Below are 23,387 nucleotides of genomic sequence, written 5' to 3' on the forward strand. Positions count from 1 at the left end.
CCGCCGTTTTGACAGGGCAGAGTTCCGGTGGGTGTAGAAACCCCGATGCGAACTCTGCCTTTTTTTATGCCCCCGCGTGGGCAATGATAAGGGAGCACAAGAAAAAAAGCCATCCTGTGAACAAGATGGCTTTCGTATTCTAAGTTTATTCAATAGCTTTACTCTTCATTTTCTGTCATGTTGCTGTATTCCATTTCTCCTTGTACTACAAAGAATACATCATCTGCTTTGAAAGGTCCCATACCGTCTTTTGAAGATTCTTTTATGATGTAGTTTACAATTTCATCTTGGTCTATATTGATGTAACCTTCTTCATCGGGTTCAGCATCCAGACAGCCACTTGTAGTGTAATAATCTACTATCAAGTCGAGAATATAAAAAAGATCATCGTCCGAAAAAGTTTCTTTCAACTCTTGTGGCAGATAACTCTTTATATACTCTACACATTTTGCATCGTCTTCGTCTTCCAGCAAAAAGTCTTCTTCCATTCCCATAACTTCGGTTATTATTATAATAATGCTTCTATTTTAGCTTGAAGAGCGCTTTTTGTAGTGGCTCCAACTTGTTTGTCTACAACTTCGCCGTTTTTGATAAAGAGAATAGTAGGAATATTACGGACGCCATAACGAGCAGGTAAATCCATGTTTTCGTCTACATCGCATTTTCCGATATTTACTTTGTCTTTATAAAGTTCTGCCAATTCTTCTACATAAGGAGCTATTTGCTTGCAAGGTCCGCACCACGGAGCCCAAAAGTCCAATACTACCGGCTTACCTTCAGCCAGAATTGCTTCAAAATTGTCATCTTTAATCGTTAGTGCCATATTGTAATTTTTAAAGTTAATATTAGTGGCAAATATACTAATTTATTTTATACTCTAACTGTGGTTGGCTTTTTAAAAAGTTGACCAAGTCTTTCTCTACAGAGATTTTCATTGTCCGCGACATGAGGCTGACATACATTTGCTTGTCTTCATCCTGTATATAAAAGCATAATTCTGCTGTTCCGGGAGAAGATTTCGCTATCGAGGCTATTTCCATAATCAGTTGGTCATTAATAGCAGACAGTGGGGCGGTTACTGTTAACTTTTCAATCAGGTGGTCTTTTGCTTCAGAGAGAAGTTCTATACTGTTTATTTTCACTTCTAACTCATCTTGTTTCCATTGGCGAGGCTGACATTTTCCACGCATGAACAGAAACATTCCTTCAACAAAGAAGTTCTTTTTTTCTACCCATTCATTCCCGAAGAAAGCAAATTCACCTACTCCGGAGTAATCTTCCATTTTAACAACTCCGTATGGTTTGCCATTTTTTGTATATCCTTCACGTACTCCGGTTACGATGCCTCCCATAACAAGGTCTTGATTTTGTAAGGCAGTCAGATCGGCCAAATCAGTCATGCGCGTTTTACATACATCTTCCAAAATCACGGAATATTCATCTAAAGGATGAGCTGATAGGTATATACCAACCAAATCACGTTCTTTATTCAAGCGTTCCAAATCGCTCCATGCCGGTGCAGGGATGATTTCTGGAGTAGCGACTTCTATTTCATGTTCATCTCCGAACAGTGAATTAGATATAGCTGCTTTATCTACTTGGTATTTATTTCCGTATCGTACCAATGTTTCAACGAAAGTTTCTTCTTTGGCATTTTTCTGGAAGAAATCTTCACGTTTGATTTCAGGGAAACTGTCAAATCCTCCTGCCAGTGCTAAACTTTCTATATTTTTCCGGTTACAAGCCGAAAGATTAATGCGCTGTACAAAGTCGAAAATATTTTTGAAAGGACCATTTTTTTCTCGTTCTTCCAATATGCAACGAACGGCTGATTCGCCTACTCCTTTTACTGCTCCTAATCCGAAACGTATGTCTCCGCTGCGGTTTACAGAAAACTTCAGCATACTTTCATTTACGTCAGGGCCCAATACAGTAATGCCTGTTGCCTTACACTCATCCATGAGTTTGGTGATTTCGGTGATATTGGCAATGTTACGGCTCATGGTTGCTGCCATATATTCTGCCGGATAATTGGCTTTCAGATATGCTGTTTGATAGGCTACCCACGAATAACATGTAGCGTGAGATTTATTGAACGCATACGATGCAAATTTTTCCCAGTCTGTCCATATCTTCTCCAAGACCTCCGGGTCATGACCATTCTTCTTACCGCCTTCGATGAATTTGGGTTTCATGTGATCCAGTTTGTCACGCAGTTTCTTACCCATGGCTTTACGCAAGGCATCGGATTCACCTCGTGTGAAGTCGGCAAGCAAGCGCGACAGCAACATCACCTGTTCTTGATACACAGTGATACCATACGTATCCTTCAAATATTTTTCCATGATGGGGATATCGTATTTTATCGGCTTGCGTCCATGTTTACGGTCGATAAAGTCGGGAATATAATCCATCGGTCCCGGACGATAAAGGGCATTCATGGCTATTAAGTCCTCAAAAGTGGAAGGCTGAAGTTCGCGCAAATATTTTTGCATACCGGGCGATTCAAACTGGAATGTCCCTATCGTTCTTCCCTCACTGTATAATTGATAGGTAGCTTCATCATCGATTGGAATTTCATCTATATTCAGATGTATGCCTTTGCTTTGTCGGATATTATCTAAGGCCTCTTTTATAATGGAAAGGGTTTTTAGTCCCAAAAAGTCCATTTTTATTAGTCCTGTTTCTTCGATGACTGAACCTTCATATTGAGTAACCAACATTTTTTCGCCAGTGTCCTTGTCGTCTGCCGTACTAACGGGAACCCAATCCGTAATATCGTCACGGCAGATAATTGTTCCACAAGCATGTACACCCGTATTACGGACATTGCCTTCCAACATTTTGGCATACTTTATGGTATCGCGCAAAATAGGGTTGGGCGATACTTCTGCTGCTTGCAGTTCGGGTACGTAGGCGATAGCATTGGTCAGGTTTAGTTTTTTATCCGGAATTTTATCAGGGACAAGTTTACACAAACGGTCTGATTCCGAGAGCGGGAGCTTTTGTACACGCGCCACGTCTTTGATGGCAAGTTTGGTTGCCATCGTACCGTACGTAATAATATGTGCTACTTTTTCTTGTCCGTATTTTTCTGTTACCCAATTTAAAACTCGTCCACGTCCGTCGTCATCGAAGTCAACGTCGATATCAGGCAACGAAATTCGGTCAGGGTTTAGAAAACGCTCAAACAGCAGGTCGTATTTAATCGGGTCTATTTGAGTGATACCTAAACAATAAGCCACGGCTGAACCGGCAGCAGAACCACGTCCCGGGCCGACCGATACATCCAGCTTTTCGCGGGCGGCATTAATAAAGTCTTGAACGATCAAGAAGTAACCGGGGAAACCCATTGTTTTCATGATATAAAGTTCGAACTTGATACGTTCTTCTATCTCCTCGGTAAGTTCTGTTCCGTATCGGCGATGCGCTCCTTCATAAGCCAGTTTAGCCAAATAGTCTGCCTCCAATTTTATACGATACAGTTTGTCATATCCTCCTAAACGCTCTATTTTGGCTTCGGCAGCTTCTTTGCTCATAACCACATTGCCATTCTCGTCTTGCGTAAACTCGTTGAACAAATCTTGTTCAGTAAACTTCTTTCGGTATTCTTCTTCCGTACCGAAATCCTCCGGAATGGCGAAAGTAGGCATAATGGGTGCATGGTCGATGGAATAAAATTCCACTTGGTCGCAAATATCCGCCGTGTTAGTCAGTGCCTCCGGTATGTCAGCGAAGATTTCATTCATTTCCTCGCGCGTCTTCATCCATTCTTGTTTGGTATAAAGCATACGCTTCGGGTCGTCCAAGTCTTTTCCCGTACTTAAACAAATCAGTCGGTCATGAGCTTCGGCATTTTCTTCATCTACAAAGTGGACATCGTTTGTGCAAACCAGTTTAATATTGTATTTCCGGGCATATTCTATCAACTTTTTGTTGACTTTTTCCTGTAAGACATACGTTTCATGATTTGCTCGCGGAACAGTAGCCTTGTGGCGTTGCAGTTCCAAATAGTAATCATCTCCAAACAGATTTTTATACCACCGTACGGCTTCTTCTGCTTCTTCGTATTGTTCGGCAATAATCCGGCGTGGGATTTCTCCACCCAAGCAAGCCGAACATACGATAAGCCCTTCGTGATACTTTTCAAGCTCTGTACGGTCAGTACGTGGTCTCATATAAAACCCTTTGGTCCATGCTTTAGAAACCAGTTTTATCAGATTATGATACCCTTTCAAGTTTTTTGCAAGTACAATCAGGTGGTATCCGCTTTGGTCTGGTTTTCCTTCTTTGTTTTCCATGCGGCGGCGCGCCACATACATTTCACAGCCTAATATGGGTTTGAAGAGCTTTTTACGGGTTTCTTCCAGTTTTTCTTTGCAAGCAGCGATTTCCGCCTGTATGTCTTCAGTCTTTTCTTCGCTGTTTTCTAAAGTTGCAATACGTTTTTTTAAATCTTTTATTTCACCGTTTATTCCGCTATTTTTCTTGTTTACATAATTGAAAAACTCTTTGATGCCAAACATATCTCCGTGGTCGGTTACAGCGATGCCTTTCATTCCGTTGGCAATAGCTTTGTCTACTAATCGCGGAATGGAAGCCTGTCCGTCCAGAATAGAATATTGGGTATGAACATGTAAGTGAACGAAATCCTGCATGATTATTTGATTAAATGAAAAACTTATCAAAGATACCTACCTTTTCGACAACAAACAAATGTGTTTAATAAAAAGTTACATTTTCTTGCAGGGTTATTAAATATGATATATTTTTGTACTATCTTATAATGAAAGTGCATACATAATACCCGGATATATCCAATGAATAAGATAAAGAAATTAAAGAAAATCCGTATTCATCACGAAGGTACTCATATTCTCATTACGGGAGCGATTTTGTTGGTAATGATTAATTTGGCGCTCTATTGGGGAATAAAATGCAAGATACCTTTTTACGTGTGCGCAGTGATCAGCGTTGCGCTTTATCTGTTAGTAGTTAATTTCTTCCGATGTCCGATACGTTTGTTCAAGGGCGATACGGAAAAAACGGTTGTAGCTCCTGCCGACGGACGCATCGTCGTTATCGAAGAGGTGGATGAACATGAGTATTTTCATGACCGCCGCCTGATGATTTCCATTTTTATGGATATAACCAATGTACATGCTAATTGGTATCCGGTGGATGGCGTTGTAAAATACGTGGCACATCATGACGGACGTTTTATGAAGGCGTGGTTGCCTAAGGCGAGTACCGAGAACGAACGTTCTACCATCGTTATCGAAACTCCCGAAGGACATACGGTCATGGCACGACAGATAGCAGGTGCCGTAGCGCGGCGTATTGTTACTTATGCAGAGAAAGGTGAGGATTGTTACATTGACGAACACATGGGATTCATCAAATTCGGTTCACGTGTGGATGTGTATCTTCCGTTGGGGACAGAAGTGCTGGTTACGATGGGGCAGAAAACCACGGGCAATGAAACCGTTATCGCTAAACTTAAATAATTATCCTGATTATGGCTAATGCTATTATCCGCAATATTCCGAATACGATTACAAGTTGCAATCTTTTTTCTGGATGTATTGCTGCTTATTGGGCTTTTCAAGGCAACTATGAATTGTCTTTGTTGTTCATCGTTTTAGGAGCAGTTTTTGATTTCTTTGACGGTATGACTGCCCGGTTACTTCATGTGTCTTCGCCTATCGGTAAAGAACTCGACTCATTGGCAGATGATATTACTTTCGGGCTGGCTCCTGCGGCAATAGCTTTTTCTTTGTTTAAAGAAGTGGTTTATCCCGACTGGATGTTGGGAGTGAAAGATATTTTGCCTTATGCCGGATTCCTCATCGCTGTTTTTTCTGCGCTTCGTCTTGCTAAATTTAATTTGGATGAGCGTCAGACTACTTCTTTTATCGGTATGCCTACACCGGCAAATGCCCTGTTTTGGGGTTCGTTGGCGGTAGGAGCGCATGAGTTTCTCGTTTCTTCTTATTTCAATGCCCTTTATCTGCTTTTGCTGGTAATAGTTATGTCGCTTTTGCTGGTGGCAGAACTGCCCATGTTCTCACTCAAGTTTAAAGACCTGTCGTGGGGACATAATAAGGTAAGTTATATTTTCTTGATTGTAAGCATTCCTCTGCTGGTAGTGTTTCGCTTGAGTGGATTTGCTGCTGTTATCGTGTGGTATATCCTTCTTTCTTTGATTACTCGTAAAAAGTAATGACTGATGTTTCATATCTTAGGTTTTATATTTTTTCTGGTATTGATAGTTCTCGTCTTCGGACTGATTATTGTTTTGAAGATTGTAGGAACAGTGCGCCGTGTTGGTCGCCGAATGAAAGGAACCGATAAATCTTCTTCATCTGACTATGCTTATACGGGACAACAGCAATCAGAAGATGCTTCCTCTTCCGCCGCTTCAGCGCGTAAAAAAGTATTCTCCGACGATGAAGGAGAATATGTCGATTTTGAAGAAATAAAAGATAAATGACTTTTTTACATATTCTTTCGGGCTGTTTTTATGTCTTCTTCTGTCAAACAGCCCGTGATTTTTTCTGAAAAACAATTCTACGAAAGTGTTCCGATAGAGCAACCAATCGGTCATCCGTGCAGGTGGATGATTATTCTTTCTGTGCTATCAAACACTCCTTGAAATACGTATCCAGCAACTTGCGTGCGGCGGTGAACGAAGTGGTTCGTCCGCCCAAAACCTCCTGCTCCGTACCGGGAATCAGAGACGAAATGACGGGATTGTTATAGAAACTGTCGCGAAGGTGTTCGTTGATGGTTTCATACATCCAATACTTTGCCTGTTCGTTACGGCGGTAGTTGAAATACCCATTTGCCTTCACAAAGTCGACGTATTTATAAACCATGTCCCAGATTTCCTTGATTCCGATGTTATAAAAACCGGAGTAAGTCAATACCTGCGGTGTCCATCCCGATTCGGGAGCCGGAAACAAATGCAGGGCATTACGGAAGTGAGAGGCTGCCAACTTAGCTTTTTCGATGTTGTTTCCGTCTGCTTTGTTGATAACAATGCCATCCGCCATCTCCATGATGCCGCGTTTTATCCCTTGCAGCTCGTCGCCCGTGCCTGCCAACTGAATCAGCAGAAAGAAATCCACCATCGAGTGAACCGCCGTTTCGCTTTGTCCTACCCCCACCGTTTCTACAAATATCTTATCGAAACCCGCAGCCTCACACAGAATAATGGTTTCGCGCGTTTTACGTGCCACGCCTCCCAACGAGCCAGCCGCCGGACTGGGACGGATAAACGCATCGGGGTGAACCGACAGTTTTTCCATGCGCGTCTTGTCGCCTAAGATACTCCCTTTCGAACGTTCGCTGCTTGGGTCGATGGCAAGCACAGCCAGTTTTCCGCCATATTCACTCAACACATGCAGCCCGAACGCATCAATCGAGGTACTTTTCCCCGCGCCCGGCACACCGCTAATCCCCACACGCAGCGAGTTGCCCGAATACGGCAGGCATTTCTCAATGACCTCTTGCGCCAGCGCCTGATGTTCGGGGCGCAAACTCTCTACCAGCGTAACCGCCTGACTCAGTACCGTTACGTCGCCTTTTACGATTCCGTCCACGTATTCGTCTACGGTAAACTGGCGGCGTTTGGTCTTTTTCCTCAGTTTCAGATACGGATTGACAGTCGTAGGTTGGTCGATACCTTTATTAACGGTAAGTCCCTTGTATGCTTCATCATTTTCGGGGTGCTGCATGATTTCAAGATATTAAAGGTTTGTAACTTTTTGCAGTATGATTTATTTGCTAAAGTACGAAAAAGAAATGAATAAATCAAGTCGGGCTTTATAAAAACCTCCCTTCTGTGTTGCCTGATTTCTGTTTTGGTAGGTGTTATAATTTCTATTCGAAAGGCAGGAACGTTCTACCCATAGGACGAAGCAATTCTATGGGTAGAAATGGGTAACTCATGCGGATGAATTTTGGGGTGGAAACCGAACGAAAAAACGCCGGAATAACAGCGAGGGGACGTGTGTCCGTATCGGTCTGTTATTCCGGCGTTTACGTTCTGCCCGACAGGGCGTGTTATTGTTTTACGCTTGCTTTTACGCGGATGTTAATCATCGGATGTTGCGGGTCGTTAGTTATCATCAAGATACGCGGAGTACCCTTTACGCGGGGAAGATTTTCCGCCAGTACGGTTACTTTCAGCTTGGTGGATTCGCCCGGTTTCAGTGTATGCTTTTTCAGCTTGACGGCAAGCGCGATACTGAACACCTGCATGTCTTGTATCTGCAAATCCGACCGCCCGGTGTTGGTGATGACAATGTTTTGCGACTTCTTTTGGGTTGGTTTCAGCGCAACAAACTCTAACTGATGCGCCGACAGGCTGACCACGGGCGGGTTGTTCTTTTGTTGTTCTGTCAGGTTCGAGAAGTCGGGCAACAGTGAAACCGATACGGGGATTTCGTTTTCGCTGCCCACTTTATCGCCGGGGAAGCGAGACAGGTAAACCGATGCGCGGGTAATGCCTAACTTGGGCAGTTTCTCCGTGTCGAGCGTCACGATGATTTTTCCCGCCTTGCCTCGTCCCAACTTTTCGGGAATGGCTTCCGCACTCAAGTATGGGGGCAAGTGCATCAGCACAGGCGAGTAACCCTTGTTGGATGTATTGGCAACCATCAGTTCAATCGTCGGTTTGTCTCCCTTGTTTACTGCATCGAAGTTGATTTCATCTTGGTTCAGGCGGATAGCTCCAAAGCCCACGGGATGAGTGAATGTAAAGTTTTTGGGGTCGGCGGTAACCTCGCCGTTGAATTGCAGGTAAATAGGGGCGGAAGCGGCATTGCAGTACACACCCACTTCCTTATAGAAATGTCCGATGGCTTCGGCATCGAATACGGCAGTAACTTCCCCTTTGCCGCCTGCCGGAATGGGGTCTTCCGTCCATTTGGCTTCGATACATCCGCACGAGGTCGTTACGTTAGAGATGACCAAAGGCTTGTCGCCTGTATTGGTGAAACTGTAAGTAACCGTGGCAGGATTCCGCCACAGTATGTATCCCAAGTCTTTTTCCGGAGTATCGAACGTTATTTTAGGCTGCGCCTGTACCCATAAGGCCGCTGCTGATAGTATGTATGTCAATAAGAATAAACGTTTCATTATATCATCTTTGTTTATTGATTGAGCAAAGATAGGGAGAAAAAACGAAATAAGAGAATAACGCATGGGGGTTAATAATGAAAATTAAGAAACGTCTGTCATGAAAGACTGAAACAAACAACCTTTCTAACATTGATTATAAAGCTAAAAAATACGGTGAAAGTTCTTATTTAATTGTATTAGAAAATTTGCAGCCGGGTGAATATGGAATCGTAATTGGTGATCCCGACAATGAGAATACAAAAAGCCGAATGAAAGTAACTACTTTTTCAGTAGAATAATATATCAATAAAAAAATAGCCGGGGAATCGACTAATTCCCCGGCTGGAAATAAGAGCCTGTTTAAAACTTAGGCAGAGTAAAATTTAAACAAGCTTTAAGAGCCTCTTTCTTAATTATTTGTTTTCTCCCACATTCAGTTCCATACTTTCGCTGTGTCCGCCAAATTCGGGAGCGTATGCCGACTGCACCGTGGCAGTTCCCGCCTGATAAGTTCCGCTTCTGTCTACGTACACCGTGTACTCAATTATGTGCGTGCCTTTGCGGAGCTTGTCGATGAAGAATTCCGTTGAGGCATCCCGGTTTACTTGATAATACCCAATGCCATTACCCATACGGTAGCCCGAAAGTTGTTCGGTAGGCTCCATACATGCCGCCCTGCTGTCTTTTATCTGTACGAAATCCATGTCGCGGTCTGCCTTGATAGTCAGTCGCACCGTCAGTTTATCACCCGTGCTTAGTGGCGTTTTCGGCGAAACTTTCTTGTCGTTCAGCCAATATTCGCGTTTGATAGAAAGGTCTTTGCCTTTGGTTGACTCTATCTTGTCCATGTCTTCGCTGTATTGGGCGTAAACCGCTCCCCAACTGATTCCGTCGCCCGACTTCTCGAAGCGGATTTCCGGAACTTCCGTATCGCTGCCGCTGAACGTGTGGCGCGTATAGTCTAACGCATTGTCCAGTGTCTGGATGCGGGTTGTTCCTACGCTTGCCGTAATCTTGTCCCGATTGGCAGCGAAGGTATTTCCGCTGGTGCAAAGGAACGCATAAACCGCGTCCGCTGTGGCTATCGGCGTATTCCAAGCCTGCGTCTGTTTCTGCTTGAGCAGCCACAGTTTCATTTCTTCCATCATCTGCTTATCGGGACTGATGCGATGGATTGCCTCCATAGCCGCCACCTGTGTCGGTATCCGGTAACTGCTCCAACTGTAAGATGCTTTCGGCGTATCGAAGTACCGTCCCATTTCGGACGTATAAATCGTGTATTCTTTTATCGACTGAATCAGTTCCGATGCCTCACGGGTCTTGCCGTTAGCCTGCATGATGGCAGCCGTCAGAGCCTTTTCGTAGATGGAATATTCGGCAGAACGGTTTTCCAACTTCCCGGTCAGATAAGCGATTATTTTCGGATTCGCTTTGCTTGCTACGTAGTTGTCGAGTGCACAGACATAGAGGTAACGAACCGACAGAGCGTCCGGCAATACGTTCTTTTCGCCTTTTGCTTCGCGCTGCTTCATCTGCTCATATACCAGTTCCATAGTAGCCGTCAGATACTGAGTGGCTTTTACATAAAGCGTATTCAGTTGTGCGTCGAGCATGATATTCATCGCTTTCAGGCGTGCCAACAGTTCTACCGCCTGTGTAGTCACGATGCGGTTGCCCGCCATGCCTTTGTACCAGCTCCAGCTACCGTCTGTATTCTGAAGCGAGGCCAGTTTCTTAACCGCTTGTGCAGAACGTTGGCTCACCGTATTCAGGTCGAACAGCAAGGCAATTCGGCGTTTCTGCTCAGTTTCATCAGTAGCCTCTGCCAACCACGGCGTTTCAGCCAGCAAGATGTTTTTCAAGTCCTGATTCCGTTCTAAGTTACTGAGTAACGTTTCTTTGCTTCCGCCCTGCGCCATCCAACTGTTGAAAACTTTTTCAATTGCCGGATTCTTTCTGACGATTTCCGCCGATATTGCATTAGCGTAATACGAGGTAACCCATGAAATCGCGTTGTCATCAGTCGGGTTTCCTACGACGGGAAGTGCCTGTACGACGTACCATTCAGGGTTTGCTGTCAGTTCTATTGTCAGACGCTTGTCGGTAGCCGTCTTGCTCTGTCCGTTAAACAATTCGTCTGTCGGGAGTGAAAGCGTTTGCTCGCCGCTCAGCTGTACAGGAATTGTTTCCGTTACCCGCTGTTTGTTGGTGAGTACCGGCAGGTAATGTTGCTCTCCGTCGCTGAACTTTCCGGCTTCGGCAACTATCCGGCAAATCAGAACATCGAAACGTTCGTCGGCTTCAAACTCGAAACTTACTGTTCCGTTCTCACCTTCTTTTACCGTAAACGGCTGTTCGGATTGGTAAACTACCTGTTCGTCCGTCGGGTTCAGCAACTCCATCCGCGCCTTGCCGCTAATCGTTTCCATCGAAAGATTATTGAGCGATGCGGTGATAACCGAACGGTCACCCACACGGACAAACCGAGGCATATTGGGTTGCACCATAAACGGTTTGCTGGTTTTGGCCTTCGCCGTAATCATTCCGTAGTCCATCTGTTGCGTATGCGCGAATCCGATGAACTTCCATTCCGTCAGGGCATCGGGCATGGTGAATACGATGCGTACCCTTCCGGCCGAATCCGTTCTCAAGTCGGGATAGAAGAAAGCCGTTTCAGCGAAATTTTCCCGCAGCGGGACGTAAGGCGTTGAAGGCTCTGTTACTTGTGATTGTAAATCAGATATTGATATCATACTTTCTTCAGCGATGTCAAATCCTTGCTCTATTCCGTTAGACTGTGCGAATGAGCCATCGGCAGCAACGGCAGCAGGTGCGGCAGTTTTCATCAGTCTTGACGATGCCAATCCGCGTACCATGATTCTGTCTCCGTAAGAATTCTGGCTGTAACCTCGGAATGAAGGCAGCTGCAAATAGCTGTATTGGCTCAAATTATGATAACCCGCTATGCCCAACCATTCGCCGCTCGGCCCAAAGAAATTATATAAATAGAGATGGGTATTTATGTTCAATCCACTCACGTAAACCGAAGGCGTATAGCGATAGAAGTTCAGGTTGAAATTCCATTGGTTTTCCAGCAGGCGGTCGAGCGAGGCATCGTAAAGCGTTGCTATCAAACGGCTGTCGGCAGGTTTCCCGTCTTTATCGAAGACAGTCAGGCTCCATGTCTCTTCCGTTCCCGGAGTCAACTTGTCGCGGAATACATCCCACTTTAAGGTTAATTCCTTTTCGGGCTCAGGGCGTCTTAATGATACTTGTTTCGTATACAGTTTGCCGTCGCGCATGAAAGCAAAACTAACCGTAATGCCATCGCCGTACTCCGGCTTGTAGATATAAGAGAATTTACGGATTTCATTGTTCAATGTGATGCGTTCGCTGTGAATCCGTTTGTTCCCACTATATATATTATAGAATAAGCATACGTCTTTTTCGCTGCTTCCTACGTACAAGGTAACGGGAGTCGATGCCGTAAATTCAGTTCCGTCTTGGTAGAACCATTCCGGAGTTTCGATAGGAGGTACGGTTTCATCAAGAGAGAATAACGTAAACTCTTGTTCCGCCTTGCTGATGCGTCCTTGTTCGTCTGTTGCTGATACCTTTATGCGGTACTTGCCGGAAGGCAGGCTGTAAAGTTCGGTCGGGACGAAAGGTTTCTGTGCATCCACCGTTTGGGTTAGTTTCAGCACTTCTTTATCGCCTGCGGCGTATATCTCGCACGTCACTTTCGTGTTTACAGGCTGGCGGTTCAGGTTTAATGCCTGTATGCAGATGCGTTCCTGCTTTTCGCGCGCCACTCTTGCCTGCAGTCCCTGTATTTGTAAGCCGATGGACTGTTTACCTACGGGCAGTGAAATGTCGCCCGACTGCGTTTCACCGTTTCCGCCGGTTATTTCGGCATTTACCTTATAAATCAAGTAACTCTCCCACGGTTGATTTGTTTCTGAAAGCTCTTCTTCCAAGAAAGCCTGTATGCGAAAACGACCATCCGAATCGGTAGTGGTTTCACCTTTTCCTATTTCCGTAGCATTTCCGCTTGCCCTCCAGAACCACGCGGTAGAGCGAGTTATTGTATATTTTACCTTTGCCGAACGTACGGGAACACCCGAAAAGTTCAAGGCCGTTCCTTCCAGCGTTACCGTATCGCCTGCGTTGTAAGTCTTTTCGTAGGGCGTGAAAGTAACATCGAACGTAGGACGTTTGTACTCTTCCACGCGGACATACAGCGAACTGTTTTCCGTGCTGATGCGGAAATCTCCTGGGAGCGTCTGTTGGGGTATCTGAAATTCGGTGCTGAATCCTCCGAAATCATCAGAGGTTACTTGCTTCTTGGATATTTCGCGGTTATTGGCATCGCGTAAAGTGATGTCGAAACTCCTGCCTTCGGATGCGTTAACCTCATCACCGGACTGTTTGTAAGCTACGCCGGAAACATAGACCGTTTGTCCGGGACGGTAAATGATTCGGTCGGTAAACAATTCAATGAATTGAGTTTCTTTTTCATTTCTCACAACATTAGGCAGCGTATTTCCGGATACATACGAGATGCGCATAAAATCATCCTCCCCTTTGCGTGCATTCATCCACAACATGGATTCATTCATTTTAGGAACCACCACACGCCCCTCGCCGTCTGTCCGGAACGAGCGATACGGTGTATAGTTTCCGGGTACCGGGATGGAGTAGAATGCAATCTCGGCTCCCGGAACGGGTTGTCCGCTTCGGCGGTCGACTACGTAATACTCTCGTTCTCCCTCCGGCAATGGGAAGCTCAACGCTTGCAGAGGAGAAAGATGGATGATTTCGTATGCTGCAGTTTTATCCGATTGTCCGTCTGGTCTTGATTTCAATACGTAGATACCTGCTTCGGGCATTTGGAATGTGAATGTTATCGTAGTGTCGCGGTAAGTAGGCGTGGCAGGCAGGTCGAAATGCTGTTTGCTGTACAGTTTGCCGTATTGTTTTATCAGCGCACTTCCTTCCGAGCCTTTGGCAAACGCAGACGATGATGCCTTGATGTTCAGCCGGTAAAGCTCCAGCGTTACCCCTTTCAGGTTACGGCAGGTAGCAGAGAGAGTGCTGGTTTCGCCCGGATACATCCATTCGCTGCTGATAGAGAGCGAAGGCAGCAGTACGGCACGTTTGCGCTCTTTCAGTTCTTTGGCAAATTCCGATTTGGGATACCGCTTCAAGCCTTCTTCTGCCGCAGCCAGTTCGCGCACGTAATCATGTTCGTAGCGTCCGTATATTTCGGCAAGATACGCATATACACCCGCACATACGTCGAGGTCGGCATATTCTTCCGCCCATTTATTTAGTTGGGCGATAACTTCCTCATTGGTTTTCTTCAACGGATATTTCATATTGTTTCCTTGAAGGTAGCTGAGTTGGCTGATGCGGGTCAGCAATTCTGCCGCCCGGTTTCCCGTGTTCACATAATAGCCTATCAGGTCATCGTAAAGTTCCATTATCGTTTTTTGTACATCGGGATTTGTCATCGAAACGCCGTAACCGTCCAGCCGGTTGATGGCTTGGCGCGTCAGTAAGTCAAGCATTGTGTCGCCGAAATACTTTTCGCTCAACTCCCGGCTTTTGGTCAGCGGTTCGTACTCTTTTGCCGTTACTCCTGCCAGTGCCTCCTTGTCTTTCAGCGAAAGGCGGAAGTAATAGATGGCGCTGTCAACATTTTCGGGCATGATGTCTAAATTATAATACCCCACGATACTGTTCAGTACGCCTCGTGCCACCGGGTCTTGCTCCTGTTGCGCCCACGCTTTCAGCCCCTCTATTTCCGCCTGAAGGCTATCGGGCGTAACGCTTACCCGATACTCGGCCCGGGTAAGGTACGCCTTCATCATCTGCGGAGGATTTTTTTCTTTCTGCGCCTTGCCATAAATCTTGTTTGCTATCTCAATAACGGACTTAGGCAAATCTTTTTGCTGGTATGTTTCAGCCTTTTTCCATAAGTCCGCATACGTTTGTGCATATTGCGGTAAAGAGAAAAAACTGAAAAACAACGCCAATAGTCCGATTGTAACTATTTTCTTCTTCATAACGTTATTTGGTTTTATAGTTTTTCATAAAGATAATGCCTTTTTCTTAAAATACTGCTCTTTTTTATGTAAAAAGATTTAAAAGGATGGTTCGGCTGTTGAAGTGGATTCCTACATAGGCTGTTTGTTAAAGTGTTGATTCATAGGATGAAAATGCTACGGGTAGTTTTCTTTATTTCTTGCGGATAAGTTTATTGGTTCTACCCATAGGACGAAGGTGTTTGTCGGGTAGAATTTTCATGCCTTAATACCGGGATTTTAGCAGGCTCTAATAATAGCGTATAAAAAAGTAGGTAGTCTCGTAAAAAAGTAGCATCTTTGCAACATGAATTGGATAGAACAAGTAACCGTATTGGAGTTATTGATAAAAGGGCTTATCGTGGGGATTGTCGTATCTGCGCCGTTAGGCCCGGTCGGTGTGCTTTGTATTCAGCGGACATTAAACAAAGGGCGTTGGTTCGGTTTTGTTACCGGACTGGGCGCAGCGTTGAGCGATATCTGTTATGCGCTGATTACGGGATATGGTATGAGCTTTATGGATGAGTTGATAGTAAAACACCAGACATTTTTGCAAGTGGTTGGTAGCATCATGCTGCTTGCTTTTGGTATCTATACGTTTCGCAGTAATCCGGTGAAAGCGCTCCGTCCCTCATCGGGAAAGCGGGGAACTTACCTGCATAATTTCGTTACGGCATTTTTTGTTACTTTTTCCAATCCGCTTATTATTTTTCTGTTCATCGGACTTTTTGCCCGTTTCTCGTTTGTTATGCCCGGTAGCCCTATCGGTTTCCAGTTGGTTGGGTATCTTGCCATCATTTTGGGAGCTGTGGCATGGTGGTTCAGCATTACTTATTTTGTAAACAAGGTCCGTTCGCATTTTAATGTCCGAGGCATCTGGGTATTGAACCGGATCATCGGGGTGGTGGTTATGATTGCCGCACTGGTGGGGTTCGTTTTGGCGGCTACCGGAAAATCATTCGCGTGAAGTTATGTATATTTCTCAACAGTTAAAACAACAGAATATTGCTGAATATCTGCTGTATATGTGGCAGATAGAAGATTTGATTCGTGCCAACGGTTTCGATATGGAAAAGATTCGGAAGGCCGTCATCGAGCCGTATCCTATCGCTGAAGAACAAAAAAAGGCATTGGCGGTGTGGTATGAAGACCTCATCAACATGATGCACGATGAAGGAGTGATGGAAAAGGGTCATCTCCAGATTAACAAGAACATCATTATCTGGCTTACCGACCTGCATTTGCGTTTGCTCCGTTCGCCTAAGTTTCCTTATTATAGTGCGGCATATTATAAAGCGTTGCCTTTTATCGTTGAACTTCGTGCGAAGGGAGCCGACAAGGAGGCACCCGAACTGGAGACTTGTTTCGATGCCATGTACGGGGTGCTGATGCTTAAATTACAAAAAAAGGAAATCAGCGACGAAACCCAAAAGGCGATCAAGGTGATCGGCGATTTGCTGGCTATGCTTGCCGGATATTACCACAAAGATAAAAAGGGAGAGCTGGAGATAGAAGATTGAATTTTACTTGGAAGCGGATTTAGCGTTTTGCAAATAGATGAATCATGAAAACAATTCTTGTAACAGGGGCAAACGGACAGTTGGGTAACGAAATGCGTTTGCTGGCAGAAAAATATCAAGGGTATAATTACTGTTTTACCGATATTGCCGAATTGGATATCTGTGATGAACAGGCGGTCGACGCTTTTGTGGCAGAACATCAAGTAGATATTATTGTGAATTGTGCCGCATATACGGCGGTAGATAAGGCGGAAGATAATGTAGCATTGTGCGAACGGCTGAATCGGTTTGCGCCGGGGTATTTGGCTAAGGCTATACAAAAACGAGGCGGACAACTGATTCAGGTTTCGACCGATTACGTGTTCGACGGAACTGCGCATGTTCCTTACCGCGAAACGCATCCCTCTTCTCCTAACTCGGTATACGGTTCTACCAAGTTGGCAGGCGAGCAAGAGGCGATGAAATACTGCCCGGAAACGATGGTTGTCCGCACGGCTTGGCTTTATTCGTCTTTCGGAAACAATTTTGTGAAAACCATGCTGCGGTTAGGACATGAGCGCGATTCGCTTGGAGTGGTATTCGACCAAGTGGGTACACCGACGTATGCCCGCGATTTGGCAGAAGCCTTGTTTGCGGCCATTCGTCAGGGGATAGTTCCCGGAATTTACCATTTCAGCAACGAAGGGGTTTGCTCGTGGTATGATTTTACGCAGATGATTCACCGGATAGCGGGCATCACGGACTGTAAACTGAAACCGCTTCACTCTGAAGAATATCCGGCGAAAGCCAATCGTCCGCATTACTCCGTACTCGATAAAACAAAGATAAAAGAAACATACGGTTTGGAGATTCCTTACTGGGTAGACAGCTTGAAGGAGTGTATCGACCTTCTTCAGGGTGCTAACAACTGAAATGACTGATTAGAATAATAATTCCATTTTATGAACGAAATAGAAAGACGACGTACATTTGCGATTATCGCTCATCCGGATGCCGGTAAAACCTCACTGACAGAAAAGCTGTTGCTGTTCGGAGGACAGATTCAGGTGGCAGGGGCGGTAAAATCGAACAAAATCAAGAAAACTGCGACTTCCGACTGGATGGATATCGAAAAGCAACGTGGAATATCGGTTACTACTTCGGTTATGGAGTTCGATTACCATGACTATAAGGTTAATATCCTTGATACGCCGGGACACCAAGACTTTGCGGAAGATACTTACCGTACGCTGACGGCGGTGGATAGCGTAATCATTGTGGTAGACGGAGCAAAGGGTGTGGAAACTCAGACACGGAAGCTGATGGAGGTGTGCCGTATGCGCAATACGCCTGTGATTATCTTTGTCAACAAGATGGACCGCGAGGCGAAAGACCCGTTTGATTTGTTGGATGAACTGGAAGAAGAACTTGCCATTAACGTGCGTCCGCTTACATGGCCTATCGAGAGCGGCCCACGCTTTAAGGGTGTATATAATATTTACGAACAAAAGCTGAACCTTTTCCAACCCTCTAAACAGGTGGTGACCGAGAAGGTGGAAGTAGATATCCATACCGAAGAACTGGATAACCACATCGGTACGCCGTTGGCGGAAAAACTGCGCAGCGAGTTGGAGCTGATTGAAGGGGTATACCCGGAGTTCAGCGTTGACGATTATCTGAAAGGCGAGTTGGCTCCGGTATTCTTCGGATCGGCGCTGAACAACTTCGGCGTGCAGGAGTTGCTGGATTGTTTTGTGGAAATAGCTCCCAGTCCGCGTCCGGTGCAGGCAGAAGAACGCATCGTTAAGCCCGATGAGCCCAAGTTTACCGGCTTTATCTTTAAGATTACAGCGAACATCGACCCCAACCACCGTTCGTGTGTAGCTTTCTGTAAAATCTGTTCCGGAAAATTTACTCGCAATACGCCTTATCTGCACGTGCGTCATAACAAAACCATGCGGTTTTCTTCGCCCACCCAGTTTATGGCTCAGCGGAAAACCACGGTAGATGAGGCTTGGGCTGGAGACATCATCGGTTTGCCGGACAACGGGACATTTAAAATCGGCGATACATTGACCGAAGGTGAAAACTTGCATTTCAAAGGACTGCCGAGTTTCTCTCCCGAAATGTTCAAATATATAGAAAATGCCGACCCGATGAAAGCGAAGCAGTTGAACAAAGGTATCGACCAGCTGATGGACGAAGGTGTGGCACAGTTGTTTGTCAACCAGTTTAACGGGCGTAAGATTATCGGTACGGTAGGTCAGCTTCAGTTCGAAGTAATTCAGTATCGTTTGGAAAATGAATACAACGCCAAGTGTCGTTGGGAGCCGGTAAGCCTTTATAAAGCCTGCTGGATAGAGAGCGACGACCCCGCTGAATTGGAAGCATTCAAGAAGCGCAAGTATCAGTACATCGCCAAAGACCGTGAGGGACGAGACGTATTCCTTGCCGATAGTGGTTATGTTCTTCAGATGGCTCAAGCCGACTTCAAGCATATCAAGTTCCATTTTACTTCAGAGTTCTGATATACCTATTATACCGCATTCTTTTGTGCGGGAAAATTGAGAAACTGTTTTCATCCCGAATCATCGCACGATAAATTCAAAACAGACTCTAAGAAAACAAGCCTTTGTTTTGCTGTAAGCAAGGGCTTGTTTTCTTGTTTTGTGGCATCGGATTCCGAAGGTCTTGCCGGTGGATGGTCCGGCTGTGGGGATGAAAGAAAAAAATCAGTATGTCGTCCCGAAAAAATATGTTAAACACACGTGAGGCTGTGAATAAAATTCGTATATTTGCACGCAATAAATTCTAAAGCATAAAAGCCTATGTCATTTATTGCAGACAAAGTAGTGATGGACGGATTGACTTACGATGATGTACTGTTAATTCCTGCCTATTCTGAAGTATTACCCAAATCAGTCGAACTCACGACTAAGTTTTCACGCAACATTGAGTTGAAAATCCCGTTTGTAACTGCCGCTATGGATACGGTTACCGAAGCGCAAATGGCTATTGCCATAGCTCGCGAGGGAGGTATCGGAGTTATTCACAAAAACATGTCTATTGAAGAGCAGGCACGTCAGGTAGCAATCGTAAAACGTGCAGAAAACGGTATGATTTACGACCCGGTAACCATTAAGCGCGGCTCAACCGTAAAAGATGCGTTGGCTATCATGGCTGAATATAAAATCGGCGGTATTCCGGTGGTAGATGACGAAAATTATCTGGTAGGTATTGTAACAAACCGTGACTTGCGTTTCGAAAAAGACATGTCGAAACGTATCGACGAGGTGATGACGAAAGAAAACATCGTTACCACCGAACAGGCTACCGACATGGAAACGGCTTCGCGCATCTTGCAGGAAAACAAGATTGAAAAACTGCCGGTTGTGGATAAAAACGGTAAGTTGGTAGGCTTGATTACTTATAAAGACATTACGAAAGCAAAAGACAAACCGATGGCTTGTAAAGACGCAAAAGGTCGGTTGCGCGTGGCTGCCGGTGTGGGTGTTACTGTCGACACGATTCAGCGCATGGAGGCATTGGTTAACGCCGGTGCAGATGCCATTGTGATTGATACGGCTCACGGACATTCTAAATATGTTATCGAGAAACTGAAAGAAGCAAAACAAAAATTCCCCGAAATTGATATTGTAGTAGGAAATGTGGCTACGGGCGAAGCTGCCAAGATGTTGGTAGAAGCCGGAGCAGATGCTGTGAAAGTAGGTATCGGTCCGGGTTCAATCTGTACTACCCGTGTGGTAGCCGGTGTGGGTGTTCCTCAGTTGTCTGCTGTATATGATGTGGCGAAGGCTTTGGAAGGCACAGGTGTACCTTTGATTGCTGACGGCGGTTTGCGTTATTCAGGCGACGTGGTGAAGGCACTTGCTGCCGGAGGATACAGCGTAATGATTGGTTCGCTGGTAGCCGGAACAGAAGAGTCTCCGGGCGATACGATTATCTTTAACGGACGTAAGTTTAAATCGTACCGCGGTATGGGTTCGCTCGAAGCTATGGAGAACGGTTCGAAAGACCGTTATTTCCAAAGCGGAACGGCGGATGTGAAGAAACTGGTTCCCGAAGGTATTGCAGCCCGCGTTCCTTACAAAGGCTTGCTGTACGAAGTTATCTACCAGTTGGTAGGCGGACTGCGTGCGGGTATGGGTTACTGCGGAGCGCATAACATCATGGAGTTGCATAATGCCAAGTTTACCCGTATCACCAATGCCGGAGTATTGGAAAGTCATCCTCACGATGTAACCATTACAAGCGAGGCTCCTAATTACAGCCGTCCTCAATAATAGTGGTCTTTCCGGTTGGAAAAAGATAAACCATTAATGCGCGGATTACGCTGATTACACATTCGAAACAAACAGCGAGTGAAAACGTGTAATCGGTGTAATCCGCGCTTATTTTTATAAGAATGAAAAATAGTTTGCTTGTCTGTTTCGGGTTACTCTTTTCCGCTTTACTCTGGGGAGCGGATGTTGATAAGTCTTTGCTGAAAATAAACGGTAAAGAAACCTCGCTTGCGGAGTTTGAATACTATTATCGCCAAATCGCATCTCAGACAAAGGAATCGCCCCAACACTATTTCTCTAATTTTGTAACCTATAAGCTGAAAGTGGCAGATGCCCGCAGGCTTCGCATGGATACTCTGCCGGAATTTAAGAAGCAATATGCACGTATTCAGGCAAACTTGTTGAAGGCGGTTTTACTTGATAAAGCGGGAATGGAAGCATTGAAGCGTTCGATGAGTGAAAAAAGACGAAACCGTTTTAAGAGAACAGACGAAGTGCGTGTTGAAGAAATAACGCTATTGCTTCCTCAATATGCCACAGACGTTGAAAGAAGAGATGCCGACAGGCGAATCGATTCCATTTATAGCGCCTTAAAAACGGGGGCATCGTTTTCGGAACTGTCGGAAAAGTATTCCGAAAAGAAAAGCGGTGAACCGGAATGGAGGCCGATAGGGTTGTTGTCCGATGAATTTGCGGCAGGTCTGCAAAATTTGGGAAAAGGAGAATTTTCAAAACCCTTTCATTCACCTTTAGGTGTTCATATTGCCCGGTTGATAGACAGGCGGAACGAAATAGAAGCGAGCGATTTTTCACAAACTTTAGAACGGTATGTGGAGCAGATAGATGGATCGTCGCCGATGCTGAACCGCAGTTTATATGAACAATGGCAAAATGGAAGTCTGGAGCATTGGTTGCCTTTCCGCCAAGCATACGACGGCTTGTTGGCTATCTACTGGGATGAAAAACATTCATCGCCTGTTGTTGCATCGCCGGCAGAATTAGAGCAATATTTTAAAGCTCATAAAGATGACTATGTATGGGAATTTCCACACTTTAAAGGAGGTGTCGTTCATTGCCTGAACAAGAAAGCGGCATCGAAACTGAAAAAACGTCTGAAAAAGTTACATCCGTCGGAGTGGAATGCAGCAATACAACGGTTATCGTCGGAAAATCCGAATCTGCGGGCAAAGGTAGAGACCGGACTTTTCCAGATAGGTAAAAACGTATATGTAGATAAACTCGCTTTTAAGTGCGGAACATACGTTCCGCTGAAAGATTATCCATATACATTCGTTATCGGCAAAAAACTGAAGAAAAAGCCGGAGGGGTATGAGGATGTAAAAGAAGAGGTAGTAAGAGACTGTTTGCAGATGAAGAAAAGGGAAAAAATGGCTTATTTGCAACGTTATTTCACGGTAGAAATTAATGAAGAGGTTTTAAAAACAGTTAATTATGTCGGAAATAACTAATTAAGCTGTATCTTCGTTCACCAATTCGATATTCATGAGGCAGAAGAGGAGATGGAACATACTGGTAGCCGTTTTGTTGTTGGCGGGATGCACACCGTCGGTCGACCATAAAGGAAAGACTCCTTTGGTGGAGGTTGCAGGCAATTTTCTGTATAAGGAAGATCTGCAGGCGGTTATGCCTATCGGACTTTCGCAAAAAGACAGTACGGCTTTTGCAGACGAATATATTCGTAATTGGGCGGAAGATGAACTTTTGTATCAGAAAGCAGAAGGAAACATTCCTGATAATGTAAAAATAGATGAACGGGTGGCAGCTTTCCGCAAAGCGTTGGTTATGCACATGTATGAAGAGGAACTGGTGAATCAAGAACTCGGAAATACGGTTAGCGATGAAGAAGTGGAGGCATACTATCGTCAGAATTCCGGAATGTTCCGTGCAGGACAGCCCTATATACAGGGCTTGTTTATGAAAGTACCTTTAACTGCTTCCCAACTGTCGAAAGTGCGTGGATGGTACAAGCGGAATACGCAGGATGCCATTGACAACTTGAGCAAATACGGTATAGGCAATGCGGTGAGTTATGAATATTTCTACGACCGCTGGATACCGCTATCGGATATCGCTGTAAAGCTGCCTTTAAAAGCATTGGATACCGATCGGGATTATCTGAATCGGAATCGTAACGTGGAAGTGCGTGATACAGCATTCTGTTATTTCCTTCATGTGGAAAACTTTTTGCCGGAGGGAGAGCAGCTGCCGCTGGAATATGCCAGAAGCGAGATAAAAGAGATTTTGATAAACTTGAAGCGAGTTGATTTTATAAACCGGATGAAGCAAGATTTATATAAGGAGGCTTCGGAGGATAATGATATAGTATATTATAAGTAAATTCAGAAAGAAAA

General features: G+C 45.0%; 16 protein-coding genes. 10 read left to right on the forward strand and 6 right to left on the reverse strand.

Going from position 1 to position 23,387, the window contains the following annotated elements; translation table 11 throughout:
• Window positions 1–158 precede the first annotated feature (158 nt).
• The 3 genes from H9626_RS10955 to dnaE are packed head-to-tail and all read right to left on the reverse strand — an operon-like array spanning window position 159 to window position 4,658.
• Window positions 159–494, reverse strand: coding sequence for a hypothetical protein (locus H9626_RS10955; protein WP_178256468.1), 336 nt, complete (start codon window positions 492–494; stop codon window positions 159–161).
• Between the two features lie 14 nt (window positions 495–508).
• Window positions 509–823 (reverse strand): thioredoxin, encoded by a 315-nt coding sequence (gene trxA, locus H9626_RS10960; RefSeq protein WP_178256469.1) that lies wholly within the window; start codon window positions 821–823, stop codon window positions 509–511.
• 37 nt (window positions 824–860) lie between these two features.
• Window positions 861–4,658, reverse strand: coding sequence for a DNA polymerase III subunit alpha (gene dnaE, locus H9626_RS10965; protein WP_178256470.1), 3,798 nt, complete (start codon window positions 4,656–4,658; stop codon window positions 861–863).
• A 162-nt stretch (window positions 4,659–4,820) separates the two neighbouring features.
• Between dnaE and H9626_RS10970 the strand changes: the two genes are divergently transcribed.
• Genes H9626_RS10970 through H9626_RS10980 form a run of 3 tightly spaced genes read left to right on the forward strand, consistent with a single transcriptional unit; the run spans window position 4,821 to window position 6,493 of the window.
• Window positions 4,821–5,507 (forward strand): phosphatidylserine decarboxylase family protein, encoded by a 687-nt coding sequence (locus H9626_RS10970; protein ID WP_178256471.1) that lies wholly within the window; start codon window positions 4,821–4,823, stop codon window positions 5,505–5,507.
• Window positions 5,508–5,518: 11 nt separating this feature from the next.
• On the forward strand, window positions 5,519–6,223 hold the full coding sequence (locus H9626_RS10975; protein WP_191710495.1) for a CDP-alcohol phosphatidyltransferase family protein: 705 nt from the start codon (window positions 5,519–5,521) through the stop codon (window positions 6,221–6,223).
• Between the two features lie 6 nt (window positions 6,224–6,229).
• Window positions 6,230–6,493 (forward strand): DUF4834 family protein, encoded by a 264-nt coding sequence (locus H9626_RS10980; protein WP_191710496.1) that lies wholly within the window; start codon window positions 6,230–6,232, stop codon window positions 6,491–6,493.
• Between the two features lie 130 nt (window positions 6,494–6,623).
• Here H9626_RS10980 and meaB read toward each other — a convergent pair whose 3' ends face one another.
• From meaB to H9626_RS10995, 3 genes are all read right to left on the reverse strand, one after another.
• The gene (meaB, locus tag H9626_RS10985) at window positions 6,624–7,739 is read right to left on the reverse strand and encodes a methylmalonyl Co-A mutase-associated GTPase MeaB (RefSeq protein ID WP_191710497.1); all 1,116 of its coding nucleotides are present in this window, start codon (window positions 7,737–7,739) and stop codon (window positions 6,624–6,626) included.
• Between the two features lie 328 nt (window positions 7,740–8,067).
• Window positions 8,068–9,144, reverse strand: a complete 1,077-nt coding sequence (locus tag H9626_RS10990; protein WP_191710498.1) for a DUF1573 domain-containing protein — start codon at window positions 9,142–9,144, stop codon at window positions 8,068–8,070.
• A 395-nt stretch (window positions 9,145–9,539) separates the two neighbouring features.
• Window positions 9,540–15,194 (reverse strand): alpha-2-macroglobulin family protein, encoded by a 5,655-nt coding sequence (locus tag H9626_RS10995; RefSeq protein WP_191710499.1) that lies wholly within the window; start codon window positions 15,192–15,194, stop codon window positions 9,540–9,542.
• A 325-nt stretch (window positions 15,195–15,519) separates the two neighbouring features.
• On the opposite strand from H9626_RS10995, the gene H9626_RS11000 reads away from it, so the two are divergent.
• The 7 genes from H9626_RS11000 to H9626_RS11030 all read left to right on the forward strand — a co-directional run bounded on the left by H9626_RS11000 (window position 15,520) and on the right by H9626_RS11030 (window position 23,373).
• On the forward strand, window positions 15,520–16,179 hold the full coding sequence (locus H9626_RS11000; RefSeq protein ID WP_178256477.1) for a LysE family translocator: 660 nt from the start codon (window positions 15,520–15,522) through the stop codon (window positions 16,177–16,179).
• A 4-nt stretch (window positions 16,180–16,183) separates the two neighbouring features.
• Window positions 16,184–16,732: a DUF4924 family protein gene (locus H9626_RS11005; RefSeq protein ID WP_191710500.1), complete on the forward strand. Its 549-nt coding sequence runs from the start codon at window positions 16,184–16,186 to the stop codon at window positions 16,730–16,732.
• Window positions 16,733–16,776: 44 nt separating this feature from the next.
• The gene (gene rfbD / locus H9626_RS11010) at window positions 16,777–17,643 is read left to right on the forward strand and encodes a dTDP-4-dehydrorhamnose reductase (protein ID WP_191710501.1); all 867 of its coding nucleotides are present in this window, start codon (window positions 16,777–16,779) and stop codon (window positions 17,641–17,643) included.
• Window positions 17,644–17,673: 30 nt separating this feature from the next.
• Window positions 17,674–19,239, forward strand: a complete 1,566-nt coding sequence (locus tag H9626_RS11015) for a peptide chain release factor 3 (protein WP_178256480.1) — start codon at window positions 17,674–17,676, stop codon at window positions 19,237–19,239.
• 300 nt (window positions 19,240–19,539) lie between these two features.
• Window positions 19,540–21,015, forward strand: coding sequence for an IMP dehydrogenase (guaB, locus tag H9626_RS11020; protein WP_178256481.1), 1,476 nt, complete (start codon window positions 19,540–19,542; stop codon window positions 21,013–21,015).
• Window positions 21,016–21,137: 122 nt separating this feature from the next.
• The gene (locus H9626_RS11025; protein WP_191710502.1) at window positions 21,138–22,484 is read left to right on the forward strand and encodes a peptidylprolyl isomerase; all 1,347 of its coding nucleotides are present in this window, start codon (window positions 21,138–21,140) and stop codon (window positions 22,482–22,484) included.
• A gap of 34 nt (window positions 22,485–22,518) precedes the next feature.
• Entirely contained in the window at window positions 22,519–23,373 is an 855-nt protein-coding gene (locus H9626_RS11030) for a peptidylprolyl isomerase (protein WP_178256483.1), read from the forward strand.
• Window positions 23,374–23,387 lie beyond the last annotated feature (14 nt).

The sequence above is a fragment of the Phocaeicola faecium genome, from assembly GCF_014837055.1.
GTDB classification, from domain to species: Bacteria; Bacteroidota; Bacteroidia; order Bacteroidales; family Bacteroidaceae; genus Phocaeicola; species Phocaeicola gallinarum.